General features: G+C 69.1%; 11 protein-coding genes. 7 read left to right on the top strand and 4 right to left on the bottom strand.

All coding sequences use genetic code 11. From position 1 onward, the window contains the following. Positions 1 to 39: 39 nt before the first annotated feature. Both BSY19_RS18025 and BSY19_RS18020 read left to right on the top strand, forming a co-directional pair. Positions 40 to 924 carry a VOC family protein gene (locus BSY19_RS18025; RefSeq protein WP_069055349.1) on the top strand — a complete coding sequence of 295 codons (885 nt, stop codon included), beginning with the start codon at positions 40 to 42 and terminating at the stop codon, positions 922 to 924. A 42-nt stretch (positions 925 to 966) separates the two neighbouring features. Then, positions 967 to 1371 (top strand): DUF350 domain-containing protein, encoded by a 405-nt coding sequence (locus BSY19_RS18020; RefSeq protein WP_069055348.1) that lies wholly within the window; start codon positions 967 to 969, stop codon positions 1369 to 1371. Positions 1372 to 1390: 19 nt separating this feature from the next. On the opposite strand, the gene mdoH is transcribed toward BSY19_RS18020, so the two are convergent. Next, complete coding sequence (mdoH, locus tag BSY19_RS18015) at positions 1391 to 3523, bottom strand: glucans biosynthesis glucosyltransferase MdoH (protein WP_083247945.1); 2133 nt, start codon at positions 3521 to 3523, stop codon at positions 1391 to 1393. 38 nt (positions 3524 to 3561) lie between these two features. Further along, complete coding sequence (locus BSY19_RS18010) at positions 3562 to 5112, bottom strand: OpgD/OpgG family glucan biosynthesis protein (protein WP_236840394.1); 1551 nt, start codon at positions 5110 to 5112, stop codon at positions 3562 to 3564. Positions 5113 to 5462: 350 nt separating this feature from the next. Here BSY19_RS18010 and glmU point away from each other — a divergent pair, with 350 nt between their 5' ends. Together glmU and glmS are read left to right on the top strand one after the other, a co-directional pair. Next, positions 5463 to 6770, top strand: coding sequence for a bifunctional UDP-N-acetylglucosamine diphosphorylase/glucosamine-1-phosphate N-acetyltransferase GlmU (glmU, locus tag BSY19_RS18005; RefSeq protein WP_442856655.1), 1308 nt, complete (start codon positions 5463 to 5465; stop codon positions 6768 to 6770). Between the two features lie 114 nt (positions 6771 to 6884). Continuing rightward, positions 6885 to 8711: a glutamine--fructose-6-phosphate transaminase (isomerizing) gene (gene glmS / locus BSY19_RS18000; RefSeq protein WP_069055345.1), complete on the top strand. Its 1827-nt coding sequence runs from the start codon at positions 6885 to 6887 to the stop codon at positions 8709 to 8711. Positions 8712 to 8730: 19 nt separating this feature from the next. Here the strand turns inward: glmS and BSY19_RS17995 are convergent, their stop codons facing one another. Beyond that, positions 8731 to 9108: a YbaN family protein gene (locus tag BSY19_RS17995; RefSeq protein WP_069055344.1), complete on the bottom strand. Its 378-nt coding sequence runs from the start codon at positions 9106 to 9108 to the stop codon at positions 8731 to 8733. A gap of 166 nt (positions 9109 to 9274) precedes the next feature. Here BSY19_RS17995 and BSY19_RS17990 point away from each other — a divergent pair, with 166 nt between their 5' ends. Next, positions 9275 to 9997, top strand: a complete 723-nt coding sequence (locus BSY19_RS17990) for a DUF502 domain-containing protein (RefSeq protein ID WP_069055343.1) — start codon at positions 9275 to 9277, stop codon at positions 9995 to 9997. On the opposite strand, the gene recG is transcribed toward BSY19_RS17990, so the two are convergent. Continuing rightward, positions 9975 to 12077 (bottom strand): ATP-dependent DNA helicase RecG, encoded by a 2103-nt coding sequence (gene recG, locus BSY19_RS17985; RefSeq protein WP_069055342.1) that lies wholly within the window; start codon positions 12075 to 12077, stop codon positions 9975 to 9977. The two genes, BSY19_RS17990 and recG, sit on opposite strands and share 23 nt — an antisense overlap. Positions 12078 to 12239: 162 nt before the next feature. On the opposite strand from recG, the gene BSY19_RS17980 reads away from it, so the two are divergent. Both BSY19_RS17980 and mfd read left to right on the top strand, forming a co-directional pair. Further along, positions 12240 to 12536, top strand: coding sequence for an FAD assembly factor SdhE (locus BSY19_RS17980; protein ID WP_069055341.1), 297 nt, complete (start codon positions 12240 to 12242; stop codon positions 12534 to 12536). Positions 12537 to 12653: 117 nt separating this feature from the next. Continuing rightward, entirely contained in the window at positions 12654 to 16202 is a 3549-nt protein-coding gene (gene mfd, locus BSY19_RS17975; protein WP_069055340.1) for a transcription-repair coupling factor, read from the top strand. Positions 16203 to 16240: the final 38 nt, after the last annotated feature.

The raw sequence follows: 16240 nt of genomic DNA, 5'->3' as shown, positions 1-16240 counted from the left end.
GGTCCAGCCACCCCTGCCGCCGTTGCGAGAGCCATGCCCATGTCCGATTCGACCGCTGCCCTGTCGCCCCGCGGCCTCGACCATCTCGTCATCGGCGTGCGCGATCTCGATGCCGCTGGGGCCTTCTACGAGACGCTCGGCTTCACCGTCGGGACCCGCAACCGCCATCCCTGGGGCACGGAAAACCGGATCGTGCAGTTTCCGGGTGCGTTCCTGGAGTTGATCACGATCGGCGATGCGGGGGCGATTCCGGCGCCGGCGCCGCGGCAGTTTTCCTTCGGCCAGTTCGTGCGCGAGGCCCTGGAGCGGGGCGAGGGCCTGTCCATGCTGGTCCTCGAAAGCCGCGACGCCAAGGCGGATGCGACCGCGTTCAACGCGGCCGGCATCGGCGATTTCGAGCCGTTCTTCTTCGAGCGCCAGGCGAAGCGGCCCGATGGCTCAACCGTGCGCGTCGCGTTTTCGCTGGCCTTCGCCGCCGATCCGCTGGCCCCGGAATGCGGCTTCTTCGTCTGCCAGCAGCACGAGCCGCAGAATTTCTGGAACCCGGCCTTCCAGCAGCACGCCAATGGCGCCAGCGCGCTCTCGGCCGCCATCCTCGTCACCGACGATCCTGGTCAGCACCGCGGCTTCCTGCAGAGCTTCGCCGGTTTCCCCGAGGTGCTGGAGGGCAATGCGGACTATGTCCTGACCCTGCCGCGCGGGCGCATCGACCTGCTCGACCCCGAGGCCGCGCAGGCAATCTACCATGCCGAGCCGGATCCCACGCCGGCCCGCTTCCTCGGATTCTGCGTCACGGTTCCCGATCTCGACGTCGTGGCGGCGAGGCTGGAAACGGCCGACATCGCCTTCGGCCAGGGCGAGGAGCGGATCGTGGTGCCGGCCGAGGCGGCGATGGGCTGCCTCATTGCCTTCGAGCAGGGTTGAGGGGCAGGCTCCGCGGCAACGGCTCACAGGATTCGCACCATCATGATCGCGCAGGCGCTGCTGAAACTCCCCGATTTCGCGCTGTTCTTCTCGGTGTCGCTCGCACTCGTGGGCGTCTACCTCGCGGTCTACACGGTCGCGACCTCGCATAACGAGTTCGGCCTGATCCGCCAGAACAACATCGCCGCGGCGCTCTCGCTGGGCCTCAGCCTGACCGGCTTCGCCCTGCCGCTGTCGAGCGCGGTCGTGCATTCGACCACGATTGCCGACCTGCTGATCTGGGGCGTGGTCGCGATCATCGTGCAGCTGATCGTCTATGTGCTGGTGCGGATCGTGCTGCCGAATCTCTCGGCGCGGATCGCGGCCGGCGAACTCGCGGCGGCGCTGTTTCTCGGCGCAGCCTCTTTGGCGGCCGGCGTGATCAATGCGGCGGCGATGAGCTTCTGACGGCGACCCGCCGGCGGCGTCAGCCCGCCGGCCGCCCGGCGGGCAGCGAGGCCAGCAGCGCCACCAGCGCGCGGTCGTGGAGCACGACCATGCGCTCCTTCGGCTTCAGCCAGATCGCGGCATCGTCGATCGTCTCGGCATCGACGAGCTTGGCCTGGGCGACGGCGCGCTCGGGCTCGATCTCGCCACGCCGCCGCGGCGCGGCCTCGGGCAGCATGGCTTCATGCGCGTCCCGCAGGGCCGGATCCGCATGCAGGGCGCGCAGCCCGTCGGCGTCGTCATAGCCCGCTGCCGCGAATTCGGCCTGCAGCGCGTTGGCCCGCTGCGCGACGGCCGGCGGCTCGCTCTCCTCGGGGGTGAAGAGCAGCTTGCGGCGCTTGAGCCAGAGCCCGATGGCGAGCTGGCCCGAGGCCCAGGAGAGCGGGATCGCCAGCACGAGGCCGACGATGGTCGGCGACATCCAGGCGAAGAGCGAGGTCGCGATCAGGAAGGCCGAGATGCCGGTGACGAGCCCCAGCAAGGTGTGCATCCGGTGGCGGCGGACGATGTCCTTGAGCGGGATCGAGCCGTCGTCGCGGCGCTGCGGGTTCCAGCCCGTGTCGCGGCCGAGCAGGATCTGGAAGACCGAGCCGGACTGGATCAGCATCATGATCGGCGCGAAGAAGGCCGAGAAGAGCACCTCGATCACCGCCGAGATCACCAGCCGGATCGCGCCGCCGCCGGCCCGCCTGAGCTTGGAATCGAACAGGGTCAGCAAGAGCCCGAACAGCTTGGGCGCCAGCAGGATCGCCATGGTCAGGGCGAAGAGGTTCAAGGCGCGCTCGGGGTCGAAGCGCGGCCAGACCGGGAAGAGCGTGAACTCCGAGGTGAAGTATTCCGGCCTCGCATAGCTGACCTGGAGCACGATCAGGATGCCGACGACGAGTTGCAGCAGCCAGAAGGGCGAGGCGAGGTAGCCCATGATGCCGGTGGCGAAGTGCTGCCGCGTCGGCGCGACGAAGCCCTTGGCGCCGATGATGCGCGAATGCTGCAGATTGCCCTGGCACCAGCGCCGGTCACGCACGGAGACGTCGATCAGGGAGGGCGGGCTCTCCTCATAGGAGCCCGTCAGGTCCGGCAGCATGTAGACAGCCCAGCCGGCGCGGCGGATCAGGGCGGCCTCGACGAAATCGTGGCTGAGCACATGGCCGCCGAAGGGCGGCTTGCCCTTGAGGTCGGGCAGGCCGCAATGGTCGGCGAAGGCCCGGGTGCGGATGATCGCGTTGTGGCCCCAGTAATTGCCGTCGCGGCCCGACCACATGGCAAGCCCGGTCGCGATGACGGGGCCGTAGACGCGGGCCGCGAATTGCTGGAGCCGCGCGAAGAAGGTGTTGCGGTTGATGATCAGCGGCAGCGACTGGATGATGCCGGCGTCGGGGTCGGCCTCCATCGCGGCGGCGAGGCGCACGATGCAGGTCCCGGTCATCAGGCTGTCGGCGTCGAGCACGACCATGTGCTCGTAATGGCCGCCCCAGCGGGTGACGAAGTCGGCGATGTTGCCGGCCTTGCGGTGGTGGTTCTTCGGCCGATGCCGATAATACACCCGCGCATCCGGGCCCAGGCGCTCGCGCAGCGCCAGGAAGGCCCGCTCCTCGGCGACCCAGACGTCGGGGTTGGTCGTGTCCGAGACGATGAAATAGTCGAAATGGCTGCCGAGCCCGGTCGCCTCGACGGATTCGCGGATCGCCGCCAGCGCCGCGAAGGTCCGGGCGGTCGATTCGTTGTAGATCGGCATCACCACGACCGTGCGATGCTGCAGCGTGTCAGCATAGGCGGTCCGCGAGCGGGCGAAGATCAACCCGAGGAAGCCGAGGACGGCGCTGGTGAAGGCGAGCGCGATCCAGGAGAAATTGATCGTGAACAGCACGAGCAGGACGTACTGCAGCGAGGTCGTGCGGCTGACCGACACGACGTTGTACATCTCCCAGGCGCCATAGCCGGTCAGCGCGAGGCCGCCGCCGAAGACGAAGAGCCGCTTCAACCACGGCGTCTTCCAGGCGCGCGGCGCGGCCGGCTTGCGGCGATCCTCGTCCTTCCAGCTGCGGAAGGACTGGACCGGCATGATCAGCCGGTTCTCGGGGGGCGTCGCCGGCTCCTGGCTCGGAGCGATCATCTGCGCGGGCGTCGAGACCTCGCCCGGGCGGGGCGCCGTCACCACGTCCATCGGTTCAACCAGGTTTCCGAGACGGGCTGCCCGCCGGACTGCAGGACGAGGCGCAATTCGCAGAGGCTGTCCGTACCGGGATCGACCTCGAAGCCGACGCGCATCAGCTTGCGCTCCGGGAAGGGCCAGAGCCGGATATTGTGGATCTGGCCTGGCGTGGTGCTGATGTTGGCGCGGGTCGAGGCGACCATGGCGGCATCGGCCAGCCTGTCGCCGGTGAAGTCGACGAGGAAGCGCCGCCGCCGCCCCTGGCTGCCACGGCCCTGCCGAACGCGGGTGGCGAGCGCGAGGCCCGGCCGCTCCGGCGGCTGCCAGCACCAGGCCTGCCGATAGGCGATCGAGGTTTCGCTGCCGGCGGCCAGCGGCTGGCGCGGGCGCCAATAGGTGATGACGTTGTCGTTGACGTCCGACTCGCTGGGGATCTCGATGAGCTGGACCGAACCGGCGCCCCAGTCACCCAGCGGCTCCATCCAGACGCTGGGGCGCAGCTCGAAGCGCTGGTCATCGTCCATGAAGGCCGCCGGGTCGCGCTCGCGCTGGACCAGGCCGAAGCCCTTGGGGTTGGCGTCCATGAAGGACGAGACCTGGAGCGTCGCGGGGTTGCTGACCGGCCGGTAGATCCATTCGCCGGTGCCCGAGCGCATCTGCACGCCCGAGATCTCATGAACGGCCGGGCGGATGTCGTCGAAGCCGCGACGGCTCTGCGGGCCCGAGAGGAAGGTCCCCATGGTGCAGCCGAAGCCGATGTGATCGAGCGCCTGGCGGGCGAACAGCGTCATCTCGACATCCATCAAGGTGACGTCTCCGGGCCGCAGCGTCATCCGCAGCGCGCCGGTGAGGCTTTCGGAATCGAGCAGCGCGTGGATGACGAGCAGCCCCGAGGCCGGGCTCGGCCGCTCGATCCAGAAGGCGCGGAAGAACGGGATCTCCTCGCCGCGGGTCTCGCCCGGGCGCAGGATCAGGGCGCGGGCGAGCGCGCCGAAGTTCTGCCCCCGCGCCAGGGCCCGGAAGAAGGTCGCGCCCTGGAAGATCGCCACCTCGAAGGGCCGCTCGAGACCGGTCGCGATGCGCATCCCGGAGAACTGGAGATCGGCATTGCCCGCCGGTGGCGTGACCCGGCCATAGTCGAACCTGGAGCGATCGAAGGCGATCCGGCGGACCGCGCCGTCCTCGATCGTGAACAGGCTCACCGGATTGGAGAAGACATAGCCGCGATGGAGCGGCTCGATCGTGAAGCCGCGATTCTCGCCGGCCCAGATCAGGGCGCCAGGCTGCGCCCGGATGCCGGAATACTGGTCGAAGGAGAGGGAGGCGTAGCCCTCCGGCAGGTCGGTCGCCACCAGCGGCACGACCGGTCGCTGCGCGAGGATGCGCGCGGTGTCGATGACGAGCGACGGATCGAACGGCTTGCCGTCGAACAGGAAGGACTGGTTGATCGCCGCGAGCGCCGTGGGCGCCTGGGCACGGGCAGCGCCAGCGGCGATCAGCGTGGCAGCCGCGGCTCCGCCGGAACCTTCGAGAAACTGCCGACGATTCAAAGGTTTCGACATCATACCCAACATGCGCGGACGACGCCCTCGTCCTTGCGCGCTTCTAGAGCATTTCCCGGTGACATGAAAAGCGGCCGGGGCGGTAATTTCTGGCGGATGGGTCGTCTCCTCGCGTCGCGGCTCGCGGCTCGACGCGCAAACAGCCACGCCAACTTTGGCAAATGCCGAAGGGATCGGCTATCCACCACCTCTGCAACACCACCATGCGCCGACGCGACCCCGAAGCGGCCGAGCCGGCAGGGGCGCCGTGGCCGGCAAAGGAAACGACAATCATGACCGAAATGCAGTCCCCCCGGTCCTGCCTGGCGATTCTCCTCGCGGCCGGAGAAGGCACGCGGATGCGCTCTCAGCGCCCCAAGGTGCTGCACGAGGTCGGCGGGCGCTCGCTGCTGGGCCATGCCCTGTCGGCGCTATCGACGGCCGGAGCCGACAGGATCGTCGTGGTCGTCGGGCCCGACCGGCCGGAGGTCGGGATCGCGGCCCAGGCGCTGCTGCCCTCGGTCGAGATCGCGATTCAGGCCGAGCGGAAAGGCACAGCCCATGCGGTCCTGGCGGCCCGGGAGGCGCTGGCGGCCGGCTATGACGATGTCGTCGTCGCCTTCGCCGATACGCCGCTCGTCCGGCCCGAGACCTTCACCGCGCTGCGCGGCGCGCTGGCGGGCGGCGCGAAGGTCGTGGCGCTGGGCTTCGAGGCGCGCGACCCGACCGGCTATGGCCGCCTCGTCGTCCGCGAGTCCGGGCTGGAGGCGATCGTCGAGCACAAGGACGCGACGGAGGCGCAGCGGGCGATCACGCTCTGCAATGCGGGGCTGATGGCGCTCGACGGGCACGAGGCGCTGGCTCTGCTCGGCGCGATCGGGAACAGCAACGCGCAGGGGGAATTCTACCTGCCCGACGCGGTCGCCATCGCGCGGGCCCGGAGTCTGGCGACCGCCACCGTCCTGGCGCCCGAAAGCGAGGTGCAGGGCGTCAACGACCGCATCCAGCTGGCGGCGGCCGAGGCCGAGTTCCAGCGCGGCAAGCGGCGCGCCGTCATGGCCGCCGGGGCGACGCTGACGGCGCCCGACACCGTGTTCTTCAGCCACGACACGCAGGTCGGCCGCGACGTGACGATCGAGCCGCATGTCGTGTTCGGCCCCGGCGTGAGCCTCGCCGATGGCGCCGTGATCCACGCCTTCTCGCATCTGGAGGGGGCCGAGGTCGGGCCCGGCGCCAGCGTGGGGCCCTTCGGGCGCCTGCGGCCGGGCGCCAAGCTCGCCGAGAAGGCCAAGGTCGGGAATTTCGTGGAGATCAAGGCCGCCGAGATCGGGGCGGGCGCCAAGGTCAGCCACCTGACCTATATCGGCGATGCCACGGTCGGCGCCGACGCCAATATCGGGGCGGGAACGATCACCTGCAATTACGACGGTTTCTTCAAGTATCGCACCACCATCGGCGCGGGGGCCTTCGTGGGCTCGAATTCCTCGCTGGTCGCCCCCGTCACGATCGGTGCGGGCGCGATCGTCGGTTCCGGCTCGGTCGTCACGGAGGATGTCGCCGCCGATGCCCTGGCGCTCGGCCGGGGGCGCCAGATCGCCAAGGAGGGTTGGGCGAAGAGCTTCCGCGACGCTGCGCAGGCGCGCAAGGCAGCCGCCAAAAAGCCCTGAAATACGGCCATCTCCGCAAGCCCGCATTCATAGTTCGACATTTAGAGTGATTTTGCGTGGGTGTGCCGGACCGCTATGCGGTTGGCCAACGGCAACGTCTGAAGAGGTCTTCGCATGTGCGGCATCGTCGGGATTCTGGGCAAGGAAGCGGTCGCGACCCAGGTGGTCGAGGCGCTCAGGCGGCTCGAATATCGAGGCTATGATTCAGCGGGCGTCGCCACGCTGGAGCATGGCCTGCTGACCCGCCGCCGCGCCGAGGGCAAGCTCCGGAATCTCGAGATCCGCCTGTCCAGCGAGCCGCTCGAAGGGCTGATCGGCATCGGCCACACCCGCTGGGCGACGCATGGCAAGCCCAACGAGACCAATGCCCATCCGCACGCCACCGCCAAGCTCGCGGTCGTCCACAACGGCATCATCGAGAATTTCCGCGAACTGCGGGCGGAACTGCAGGCCGACGGCTACGTCTTCGAGACCGAAACCGACACCGAGATCGTCGCCCATCTCGTCACCCGTGAACTCGACCGGGGGCTGACGCCGGTCGACGCCGTGGCGGCGAGCCTGCCGCGGCTGCGCGGCGCGTTTGCGCTCGCCTTCCTGTTCGAGGGGCAGGAAGACCTGCTGATCGGCGCCCGCAAGGGCTCGCCGCTCGCGGTCGGCATCGGTGACGGCGAGATGTATCTCGGCTCGGACGCGCTGGCGCTGGCGCCTTTCACCAACCTCATCGCCTATCTGGAGGAGGGCGACTGGGTCGTGCTCAACCGCAAGGGCGCGAGCTTCTACGACAAGGCGAACCAGCCCGTGCAGCGCCGCGCCCAGCGCGTCGCCGCCGGCGCCTTCCTCGTCGAGAAGGGCAATCATCGCCATTTCATGGCGAAGGAGATCTACGAGCAGCCGGAGGTCGTCGGCCACACGCTGACGCAGTATCTCGACATGGCGGCGGGCCGGGTGCGCCTGCCCTTCGAAGGCAAGATCGACTGGGCGTCGCTGTCGCGGCTGTCGGTCTCGGCCTGCGGCACGGCCTATTATGCCGGGCTGACGGCGAAGTACTGGTTCGAGAAGCTCGCCCGCCTGCCGGTCGAGATCGATGTCGCCTCGGAGTTCCGCTACCGCGAGGCTCCCTTGCCGGAGAAGGGGCTGGCGCTGTTCGTCTCGCAATCGGGCGAGACCGCCGACACGCTGGCCTGCCTGCGCTATGCCCGCCAGGAGCAGCAGACGGTGTTATCCGTCGTCAACGTGCCGACCTCGACGATCGCGCGCGAGAGCGATGCGGTGGCCCCGACGATGGCGGGGCCGGAGATCGGCGTGGCCTCGACCAAGGCCTTCACCTGCCAGCTGACGGCGCTGGCCTGCCTGGCGCTCGCCGCCGCGCGCGGCCGGGGCACGCTCTCGGCCGAGGAGGAGGCGCGCCATGTCCAGAGCCTGATCGCCCTGCCGGGCCTGATGGCGAAGGCGCTGGAGCTCGAGCCGGAGATCGAGAAGCTCGCGCGCGAGCTCTCGAAGGCCCGCGACGTGCTCTATCTCGGCCGCGGCACGAGCTACCCGCTGGCCCTCGAAGGCGCGCTGAAACTCAAGGAAATCAGCTACATCCACGCTGAAGGCTATCCGGCAGGCGAACTCAAGCACGGCCCGATCGCGCTGATCGACGAGCAGATGCCGGTCATCGTGGTGGCTCCGCATGACGGCCTGTTCGAGAAGACCGCCTCAAACATGCAGGAGGTCGCCGCGCGCGGCGGGCGGATCATCCTGATCACCGACGCCAAGGGCGCCGCCGAATGCGGCATCGAGCCCGAGACGACGATCATCATGCCGGACATGGACCCGGCCTTCGCAGCCATCGTCTATGCGCTGCCGATCCAGATGATCGCCTACCAGACGGCGGTTTTCATGGGCAAGGACGTCGACCAGCCGCGCAACCTGGCGAAATCCGTCACGGTCGAGTGAGGCTGGACCCGACCGGGCTTCAGGGTTCCGGCCGGCTCGCGACATAAAGGCCGGCGGCGAGGAGGCACAGCCCCGCCGTCCACAAAGCGATCGGCGGCGCGCTCGTTCGAGTCAGGATCGCGAAGCTGATCAGCATCGAGCCGCAGGCGACCAGCTTCACCCTGCGGTCGATCGTGCCTGCCTCGCGCCAGCGCCGCACCTGCGGCCCCAGCCGCGGATGGCCGAGGAGCCAGGCCTCGAACCGCGGCGAGGATTGCGAGAAGCACCAGGCGGCCATGATCAGGAAGATCGTGCCCGGCATCAGCGGCAGGATCATGCCGATGGCCCCCAGCGCCGTCAGGATCCAGCCGGCCGCGAACAGCAGCGGACGGCGGAAGCGGTGGATGCGGCGCGTCATCGCCCGGGAAGCTCCGCTGATTCCGTTTCCAGTGGCCACGAAAGCACCGTCCGGGCGCCGCTCGCAAGCACGGGACGCGGCGATCCTTGAATTCGGGCGGTGCCGCTGGCACGTCTGTCGCATCGCGTCCCGACGCTCGCGCCCTTCAACCCATCGGACCCGCCGCATGACGCCCACACCGCCGGACCCACGCCTCGTCGCGCAGGCCGACCTGCTGAACCCGAGCTTCGGCACGCGCCTGCGGCGCTATTTCCTGACCGGCCTCGTGATCGCGGCGCCGCTCGCCATCACCGCCTCGGTGACGTGGTGGTTCGTCAATTTTGTCGACGGGCTGGTCAAGCCGCTGATTCCGGCCGCCTATTGGCCCGACACGCATCTGCCCTATCCGATCCCGGGCTTCGGGCTGATCATCGGGCTGCTCGGGCTGACGCTGCTCGGCTTCATGACCGCCAATCTCGTCGGCCGCACGCTGATCGACGCGGGCGAGGCGATCCTCAACCGGATGCCCGTGGTCCGCGGGCTCTACAAGGGCGTGAAGCAGGTCTTCGAGACGATCTTCTCGCAGTCGGGAACCTCGTTCCGGAAGGTCGGCATGGTGCAGTTCCCCCAGCCCGGCATGTGGTCGATCGTCTTCATCGCGCAGGAGGCGGCCCCCGAGATCGCCGGGCGCCTGCCGGATGGGGACGAGCAGATCGGCGTCTTCCTGCCCTGCACGCCCAATCCGACGACGGGCTTCTTCTTCTACCTGCCGCGTCGCGAGGTGGTGGAGCTCACGATCTCGGTCGAGGACGGGGCCAAGCTGATCATGTCGGCGGGGCTGATCCAGCCCGGCGCCGTCGCCGCCAAGGGCCTCCCGCGCCCGCCGGCTAACCCGCCCGCAGCAGCCTGATCGCGACATCGCGCTCGAACAGATAGAGCAGGCTGCGCACCGCCTGGCCGCGCTCGCTCTCGAGCTGCGGGTCGCGCTCGATCAGGAGGCGCGCATCGTCGCGCGCCGCCGCCAGCAGGTCGCCGTCGATCTCGGGGCGGGCGATGCGCCAGTCGGGCGAGCCGGACTGCTTGGTGCCGAGCACCTCGCCCTCGCCGCGCAGGCGCAGGTCTTCCTCGGCGATGCGGAAACCGTCCTCGGTCTCGCGCATGATCGTCAGCCGCGCCTCGGCGACGGGGCCGAGCGGGCCCTTGTAGAGCAAAAGGCAGGTCGAGGCGGCCGAGCCACGGCCGATGCGGCCGCGCAGCTGGTGGAGCTGGGCCAGCCCGAAGCGCTCGGCATGCTCGATCACCATGACGCTGGCATTGGGCACGTCGACGCCGACCTCGATCACCGTGGTCGAGACCAGGATGCGGGTCTCGCCGGCGACGAAGGCGGCCATCGCGGCATCCTTGTCGCGGCCGGGCATCTGGCCATGGAGGAGACCGACCTTGTCGCCGAAGACCTCGCGCAGGGTGTCGTAGCGTTCCTGCGCCGCGGCGACGTCGAGCGTGTCGGATTCCTGCACCAGCGGGCAGACCCAGTAGACCTGCGCGCCCTTGTCGACCGCGCGGCCGACGGCGCCGACGACCTCGTCATGGCGCTCGGAGGAGATCGCCTTGGTGACGATCGGCTGCCGGCCGGCGGGTTTCTCGGCGAGGATCGAGATGTCCATGTCGCCGAACCAGGTCAGCGACAGCGTGCGCGGGATCGGCGTCGCGGTCATGACGAGGATGTCGACCGCCTCGCCCTTGGAGCCGAGCAGCAGGCGCTGATGGACGCCGAAGCGGTGCTGCTCGTCGACGATGGCGAGCGCGAGGTCGCGGAAGCCGACGCCTTCCTGGAAGAGCGCGTGGGTGCCGACGGCAATGTCGATCTCGCCGTTCGCGAGCCCTTCGAGCACGCGCGCCCGGCCCGGTCCCTTCTCGCGGCCCGTGAGCAGAGCGAGCTTCAGCCCGGCCTTCTGGGCGAGCGGGGCCAATCTCTCGGCATGCTGGCGCGCCAGGATTTCGGTCGGCGCCATCAGCACGGATTGGCGGCCCGCTTCGGCGGCGGCCGCCATCGCCATCAGCGCGACCACGGTCTTGCCGGAGCCGACATCGCCCTGGAGGAGCCGCAGCATGCGCTCGGGCTTTTCCATGTCGGCATGGATGTCGGCGAGCGCCTGGCGCTGGCCGTCGGTGAGCGTGAAGGGCAGGGCGCTGGCGATGGCATGGCGCAGGCGGCCGTCGCCCGCCGTGGCGCGCCCGGCGCTCTTCTTCTGCTGGCGGCGCACCAGCGCCAGCGCGACCTGGCTCGCCAGCAATTCGTCATAGGCGACGCGGCGGCGGGCGATCGTGTCACCCTCGACGGCCTTGAGATCGGGAGGATGATGAAGCGCCTGAACGGCTTCGAGGAACGGCGCAAAGCCGCTGCGGGCGAGGAAGGCGGGGTCCTGCCACTCCGGCAGAGCCGGGCATGCCTCGGCGGCCGCGGCCGCGATGCGGGCCATCACGCGCGGGCCGACGCCTTCGGTCAGGCCGTAGACCGGCTCGATCGCCGGCAGGGCCGCCGCTTGGGCAGGGTCGAGCAGCCGGTCGGGATGCACCATCTGGCGCATGCCCTCCCAGAGCTCGAGCTTGCCGGAGACGATGCGATAGGCGCCGATCGGCAGGGTCTGCAGCAGATGGCGGACATCGGCATGGAAGAAGACCAGCGTGACGTCCCCGGTCTCGTCCTCGACGAGGATGCGGTAGGGCGCCTTGCCCTTGCCGGGAGGTGGCGGGCGGTGCTCGGTGACGCGCGCCGAGAAGGTGGCGATGCCGCCGATCGGGGCATCGACGATGGTCGGGCTCGGGCGGCGGTCGACCCCGCCCACCGGCAGGTGGAACAGGAGATCGACGACGCGGGCGCCCCGCATCTCGTCGCCCATGAGCTTGTCGAGCGCCTTGGCCGTCTTGGGGCCGACGCCTGGCAGCGTCGTCACCGGGGCAAACAGCGGATCGAGCAGGGAGGGGCGCACGCAGCAACTCGGCTTGTGTCAGGAGTGCGAAGATTTGCCGCCCTTCGGCCGCTGACTTCGCGGGATGCGGAGGCTATATAGCCCGCATCGGCAGGCTCCGCGACGGGGCCGGCCCGATCGTCATTGCACCATCCCGTGGTTTCCCATCCAACCGAGGCTCCCATGAGTGGCTCGACCCGCACCAGCGCCGACCTCGATCCCCGCCGCCGCAAGATCCTCTTCCGCTCCTGGCATCGCGGCATGCGCGAGAACGACCTGATCATGGGCGGCTTTGCGGACGCCCATATCGGCGAGCTCTCCGAGGCCGAGCTGGACGAGTTCGAGCGGCTGATCGAGGTGCTCGACCGCGATCTTCTGAGCTGGATCACGGGCGAGGCCGAGGTGCCGGAGAACTACGACACCCCCGTGTTCCGCCGGCTGAAGGCCTTCCACCACCACGAACGGCCGATCCACGTCTGACGTGACGGGGCGAAAGCCGGCGCAAGCGTCATGGTCGGGCTTGACCCGACCATCTCTGAATTCATTGCCCTCTCGTCCCGAGATTCTCGGGTCAAGCCCGAGAATGACGCATTCCTCATGAGCATTCCGCCTCCCGCCCAGATCGCCAAGCTGCAGAGCGACCGCATCCTCGATGCGCTCCATCGTGGCGACAAGCCGACGCTGGCCAGCGTGCCGGACGGGTTCGACGCCGTCGTTCTCGCGGATCTGACGCGGGCCCGCGCGAAGAAGGCGGAGGGGCCGGCGATGCTGGTCTTCGTCGCCCGCGACGGCCAGCGCCTGCAGGTGCTGGAGACCGCGCTGCAGTTCGTCGCGCCCGATCTCGAGGTGATGTCCTTCCCGGCCTGGGACTGCCAGCCCTATGACCGCGTGTCGCCGGCGCCCTCGATCGTCGCGCACCGGATGACGACGCTGTCGCGGCTCGCCAAGACCAAGTCCGGCGACAAGCCGCGCCTGCTGCTGACGACCGTCAATGCGGCGCTGCAGCGGGTGCCGGCCTTCTCGAAGGTGGCCTCCGAGAGCTTTTCGGCGGCGCCGGGCAACATGGTCGATACCGAGCAGCTCGCGCGCTGGCTCGACATGAACGGGTACTTGCGCACCTCGACCGTGCGCGAGACCGGCGAATTCGCGGTGCGCGGCGGCATCGTCGATCTCTTCCCGCCGGGCATGCCGGCGCCGATCCGGCTCGATTTCTTCGGCGATACGCTAGAATCGATCCGCACCTTCGATCCGGAGACGCAGCGCACCACCGGGCAGATGCGCGGGCTCGACCTCGTGCCGATGTCCGAAGCGCAGATGACCAGCGACAGCATCCGGCGCTTCCGCCAGAGCTACATCACCACCTTCGGCACGCCGGGCCGCGACGACACCCTCTATGAAGCCGTCAGCGAGGGCCGCCGTCCGGCCGGGCTGGAGCATTGGCTGCCGCTGCTGGCCGAGCGGCTCGACACGCTGTTCACCTATCTGCCCGACGTGCCGCTGATCCTCGACCACCAGGTCGAGGACGCGGTCGGCGAGCGCATCAGCCTGATCAAGGACTATTACGACGCCCGCAAGGCGGCGATGGACCAGCCGAGTGCCGGCGGCGTGCCCTACAAGCCGCTGAAGCCCGATGCGCTCTATCTCTCGCCGGCCGACTGGCGCGGCATCGTCGACCAGTCGGGCGTGGCCACGCTGACGCCGTTCCAGCTGCCCGACAGCGACGGCAAGCTGATCGTCGATCTCGGCGCGCGCCAGGGTCGCAGCTTCGCCGCCGAGCGCGCCGACAATGCCGGCAGCGTGTTCGATGCCGCGGTCGCGCATGTGAAGGCGCTCGAGAAGGATGGCCGGCGCGTCATCCTCTCGGCCTGGTCGGAGGGCTCGCGCGAGCGCCTCGCCCATGTGCTGGCCGATCACGGGCTCAAGACCGTGCAGATGACCGGCAGCTTGCGCGCCGCCTTCGACCTGAAGCCGGGTACCACGGCGCTCGCGGTCTGGGGCTTCGAGACCGGCTTCGAGGCCGGCAAGCTCGCCGTCATCGGCGAGCAGGACATCCTCGGCGACCGGCTGGTGCGCCCGCGCAAGAAGACGCGCCGGCCGCAGGATTTCATCGCCGAGCTGTCCTCGCTGTCGCCGGGCGACCTCGTCGTCCATGTCGATCACGGCATCGGCCGCTTCGTCGGGCTGCGCTCGATCACCGCGGTCGGCGCGCCGCATGACTGCCTCGAGATCCATTACGCGGCCGATTCCAAGCTGTTCCTGCCGGTCGAGAACATCGAGCTGCTCTCGCGCTACGGCTCGGAGGACACCGAGGTCGCGCTCGACCGGCTCGGCGGCGGCGGCTGGCAGGCCCGCAAGGCCAAGCTGAAGCAGCGCATCCGCGAGATGGCGGGCAAGCTCATCGCCATCGCCGCGGCGCGCGCGCTCAAGGAGGCGCCGCGCCTGATCCCGCAGGAGGGGATCTACGACGAATTCTGTGCCCGCTTCCCTTATGAGGAAACCGAGGACCAGCAGAACACGATCGACGCCGTGCTCGACGACATGGCTGCGGGCCGCCCGATGGACCGGCTCGTCTGCGGCGATGTCGGCTTCGGCAAGACCGAGGTGGCGCTGCGCGCCGCCTTCGCCTGCGCGCTCGCGGGCAAGCAGGTCGCGGTGGTCGTGCCGACGACGCTGCTGGCGCGGCAGCACTACCGCAACTTCGCCGAGCGCTTCAAAGGGCTGCCGGTGAATGTCGGCCAGGCCTCGCGCTTCGTCTCGGCGCAGGACCTCAAGGCGGTAAAGGCCGGCATCAAGGACGGCACGATGGACATCGTCGTCGGCACCCATGCGCTGCTGGCCAAGGGCATCGAGTTCAAGGATCTCGGCCTCGTCATCGTCGACGAGGAGCAGCATTTCGGCGTCAACCACAAGGAGCGGCTGAAGGAGTTCCGCGCCGAGGTCCATATGCTGACGCTGACCGCGACGCCGATCCCGCGCACGCTCCAACTCGCCATGACCGGGGTGCGCGAACTCTCGATCATCGCGACGCCGCCGGTCGACCGTCTCGCGGTGCGCACCTTCGTGACGCCGTTCGATCCGCTGATCGTGCGCGAGGCGCTGCTGCGCGAGCGCTATCGCGGCGGGCGCTCCTTCTACGTGGTCCCGCGCATCGAGGACATCGCCGAGGTCAAGGATTTCCTCGACAAGCAGGTGCCGGAGGCCAAGGTCGGCATCGCGCATGGCCAGATGGCGGCGGGCCAGCTCGAGGACGTGATGACGGCGTTCTACGAGGGCCAGTACGACGTGCTGCTTTCGACCACGATCGTCGAATCCGGGCTCGACATCCCGACCGCCAACACGCTGATCATCCACCGCGCCGATATGTTTGGCCTGGCCCAGCTCTACCAGCTGCGCGGCCGCGTCGGCCGCTCCAAGGTGCGCGCCTATGCGCTGTTCACGGTGCCGGCGACGCGCAGGCTGACCGACCAGGCCGAGAAGCGGCTCAAGGTGCTGCAGTCGCTCGATACGCTCGGCGCCGGCTTCCAGCTCGCCAGCCACGATCTCGACATCCGCGGCGCCGGCAACCTGCTCGGCGACGAGCAGTCCGGCCATATCAAGGAGGTCGGCTACGAGCTCTACCAGCAGATGCTGGAAGAGGCGGTGGCGGCGCTGAAATCGGGCGTCGAGTTCGAGAGCGAGGCGCAGTGGTCGCCGACGATCCAGATCGGCGCGCCGGTGATGATCCCAGAGCATTACGTCACCGACCTGACGCTGCGGCTGACCCTCTACAAGCGGCTCTCGACGCTGGACGACGACGGCGACCTGCAGTCCTTCGGCGCCGAGCTCGTCGACCGGTTCGGGCCGCTGCCGGAAGAGGTCCAGCAGCTGCTCGAGATCGTCGCGATCAAGGCTTTGTGCAAGCGCGCCAACGTCGAGAAGGTCGAGGCCGGCCCCAAGGGCATCATCGTCGCCTTCCGCGACAACGAGTTCGCCAACCCGGAAGGGCTCGTCTCCTATGTCGCGAAAATCGGCACGCTGGCGAAGGTGCGCCCCGACATGCGCGTCGTCTTCATCGACGATTTCGAGACGGCGGAAGCGCGGCTGAAGGGCACGCGGCGCCTGCTGACCGATCTGGCGCGGATTGCGGAGCGCAAGAAGGCGGCCTGAGCCTCCACCGTCATTGCGAGCGCAGCGAAGCAATCCAG

Source organism: Bosea sp. RAC05 (assembly GCF_001713455.1).
In the GTDB taxonomy this organism is placed as follows: Bacteria; Pseudomonadota; Alphaproteobacteria; order Rhizobiales; family Beijerinckiaceae; genus Allobosea.
Note: the sequence above shows the minus strand (reverse complement) of the source record. Positions and strands in the feature narration are given on the sequence as shown.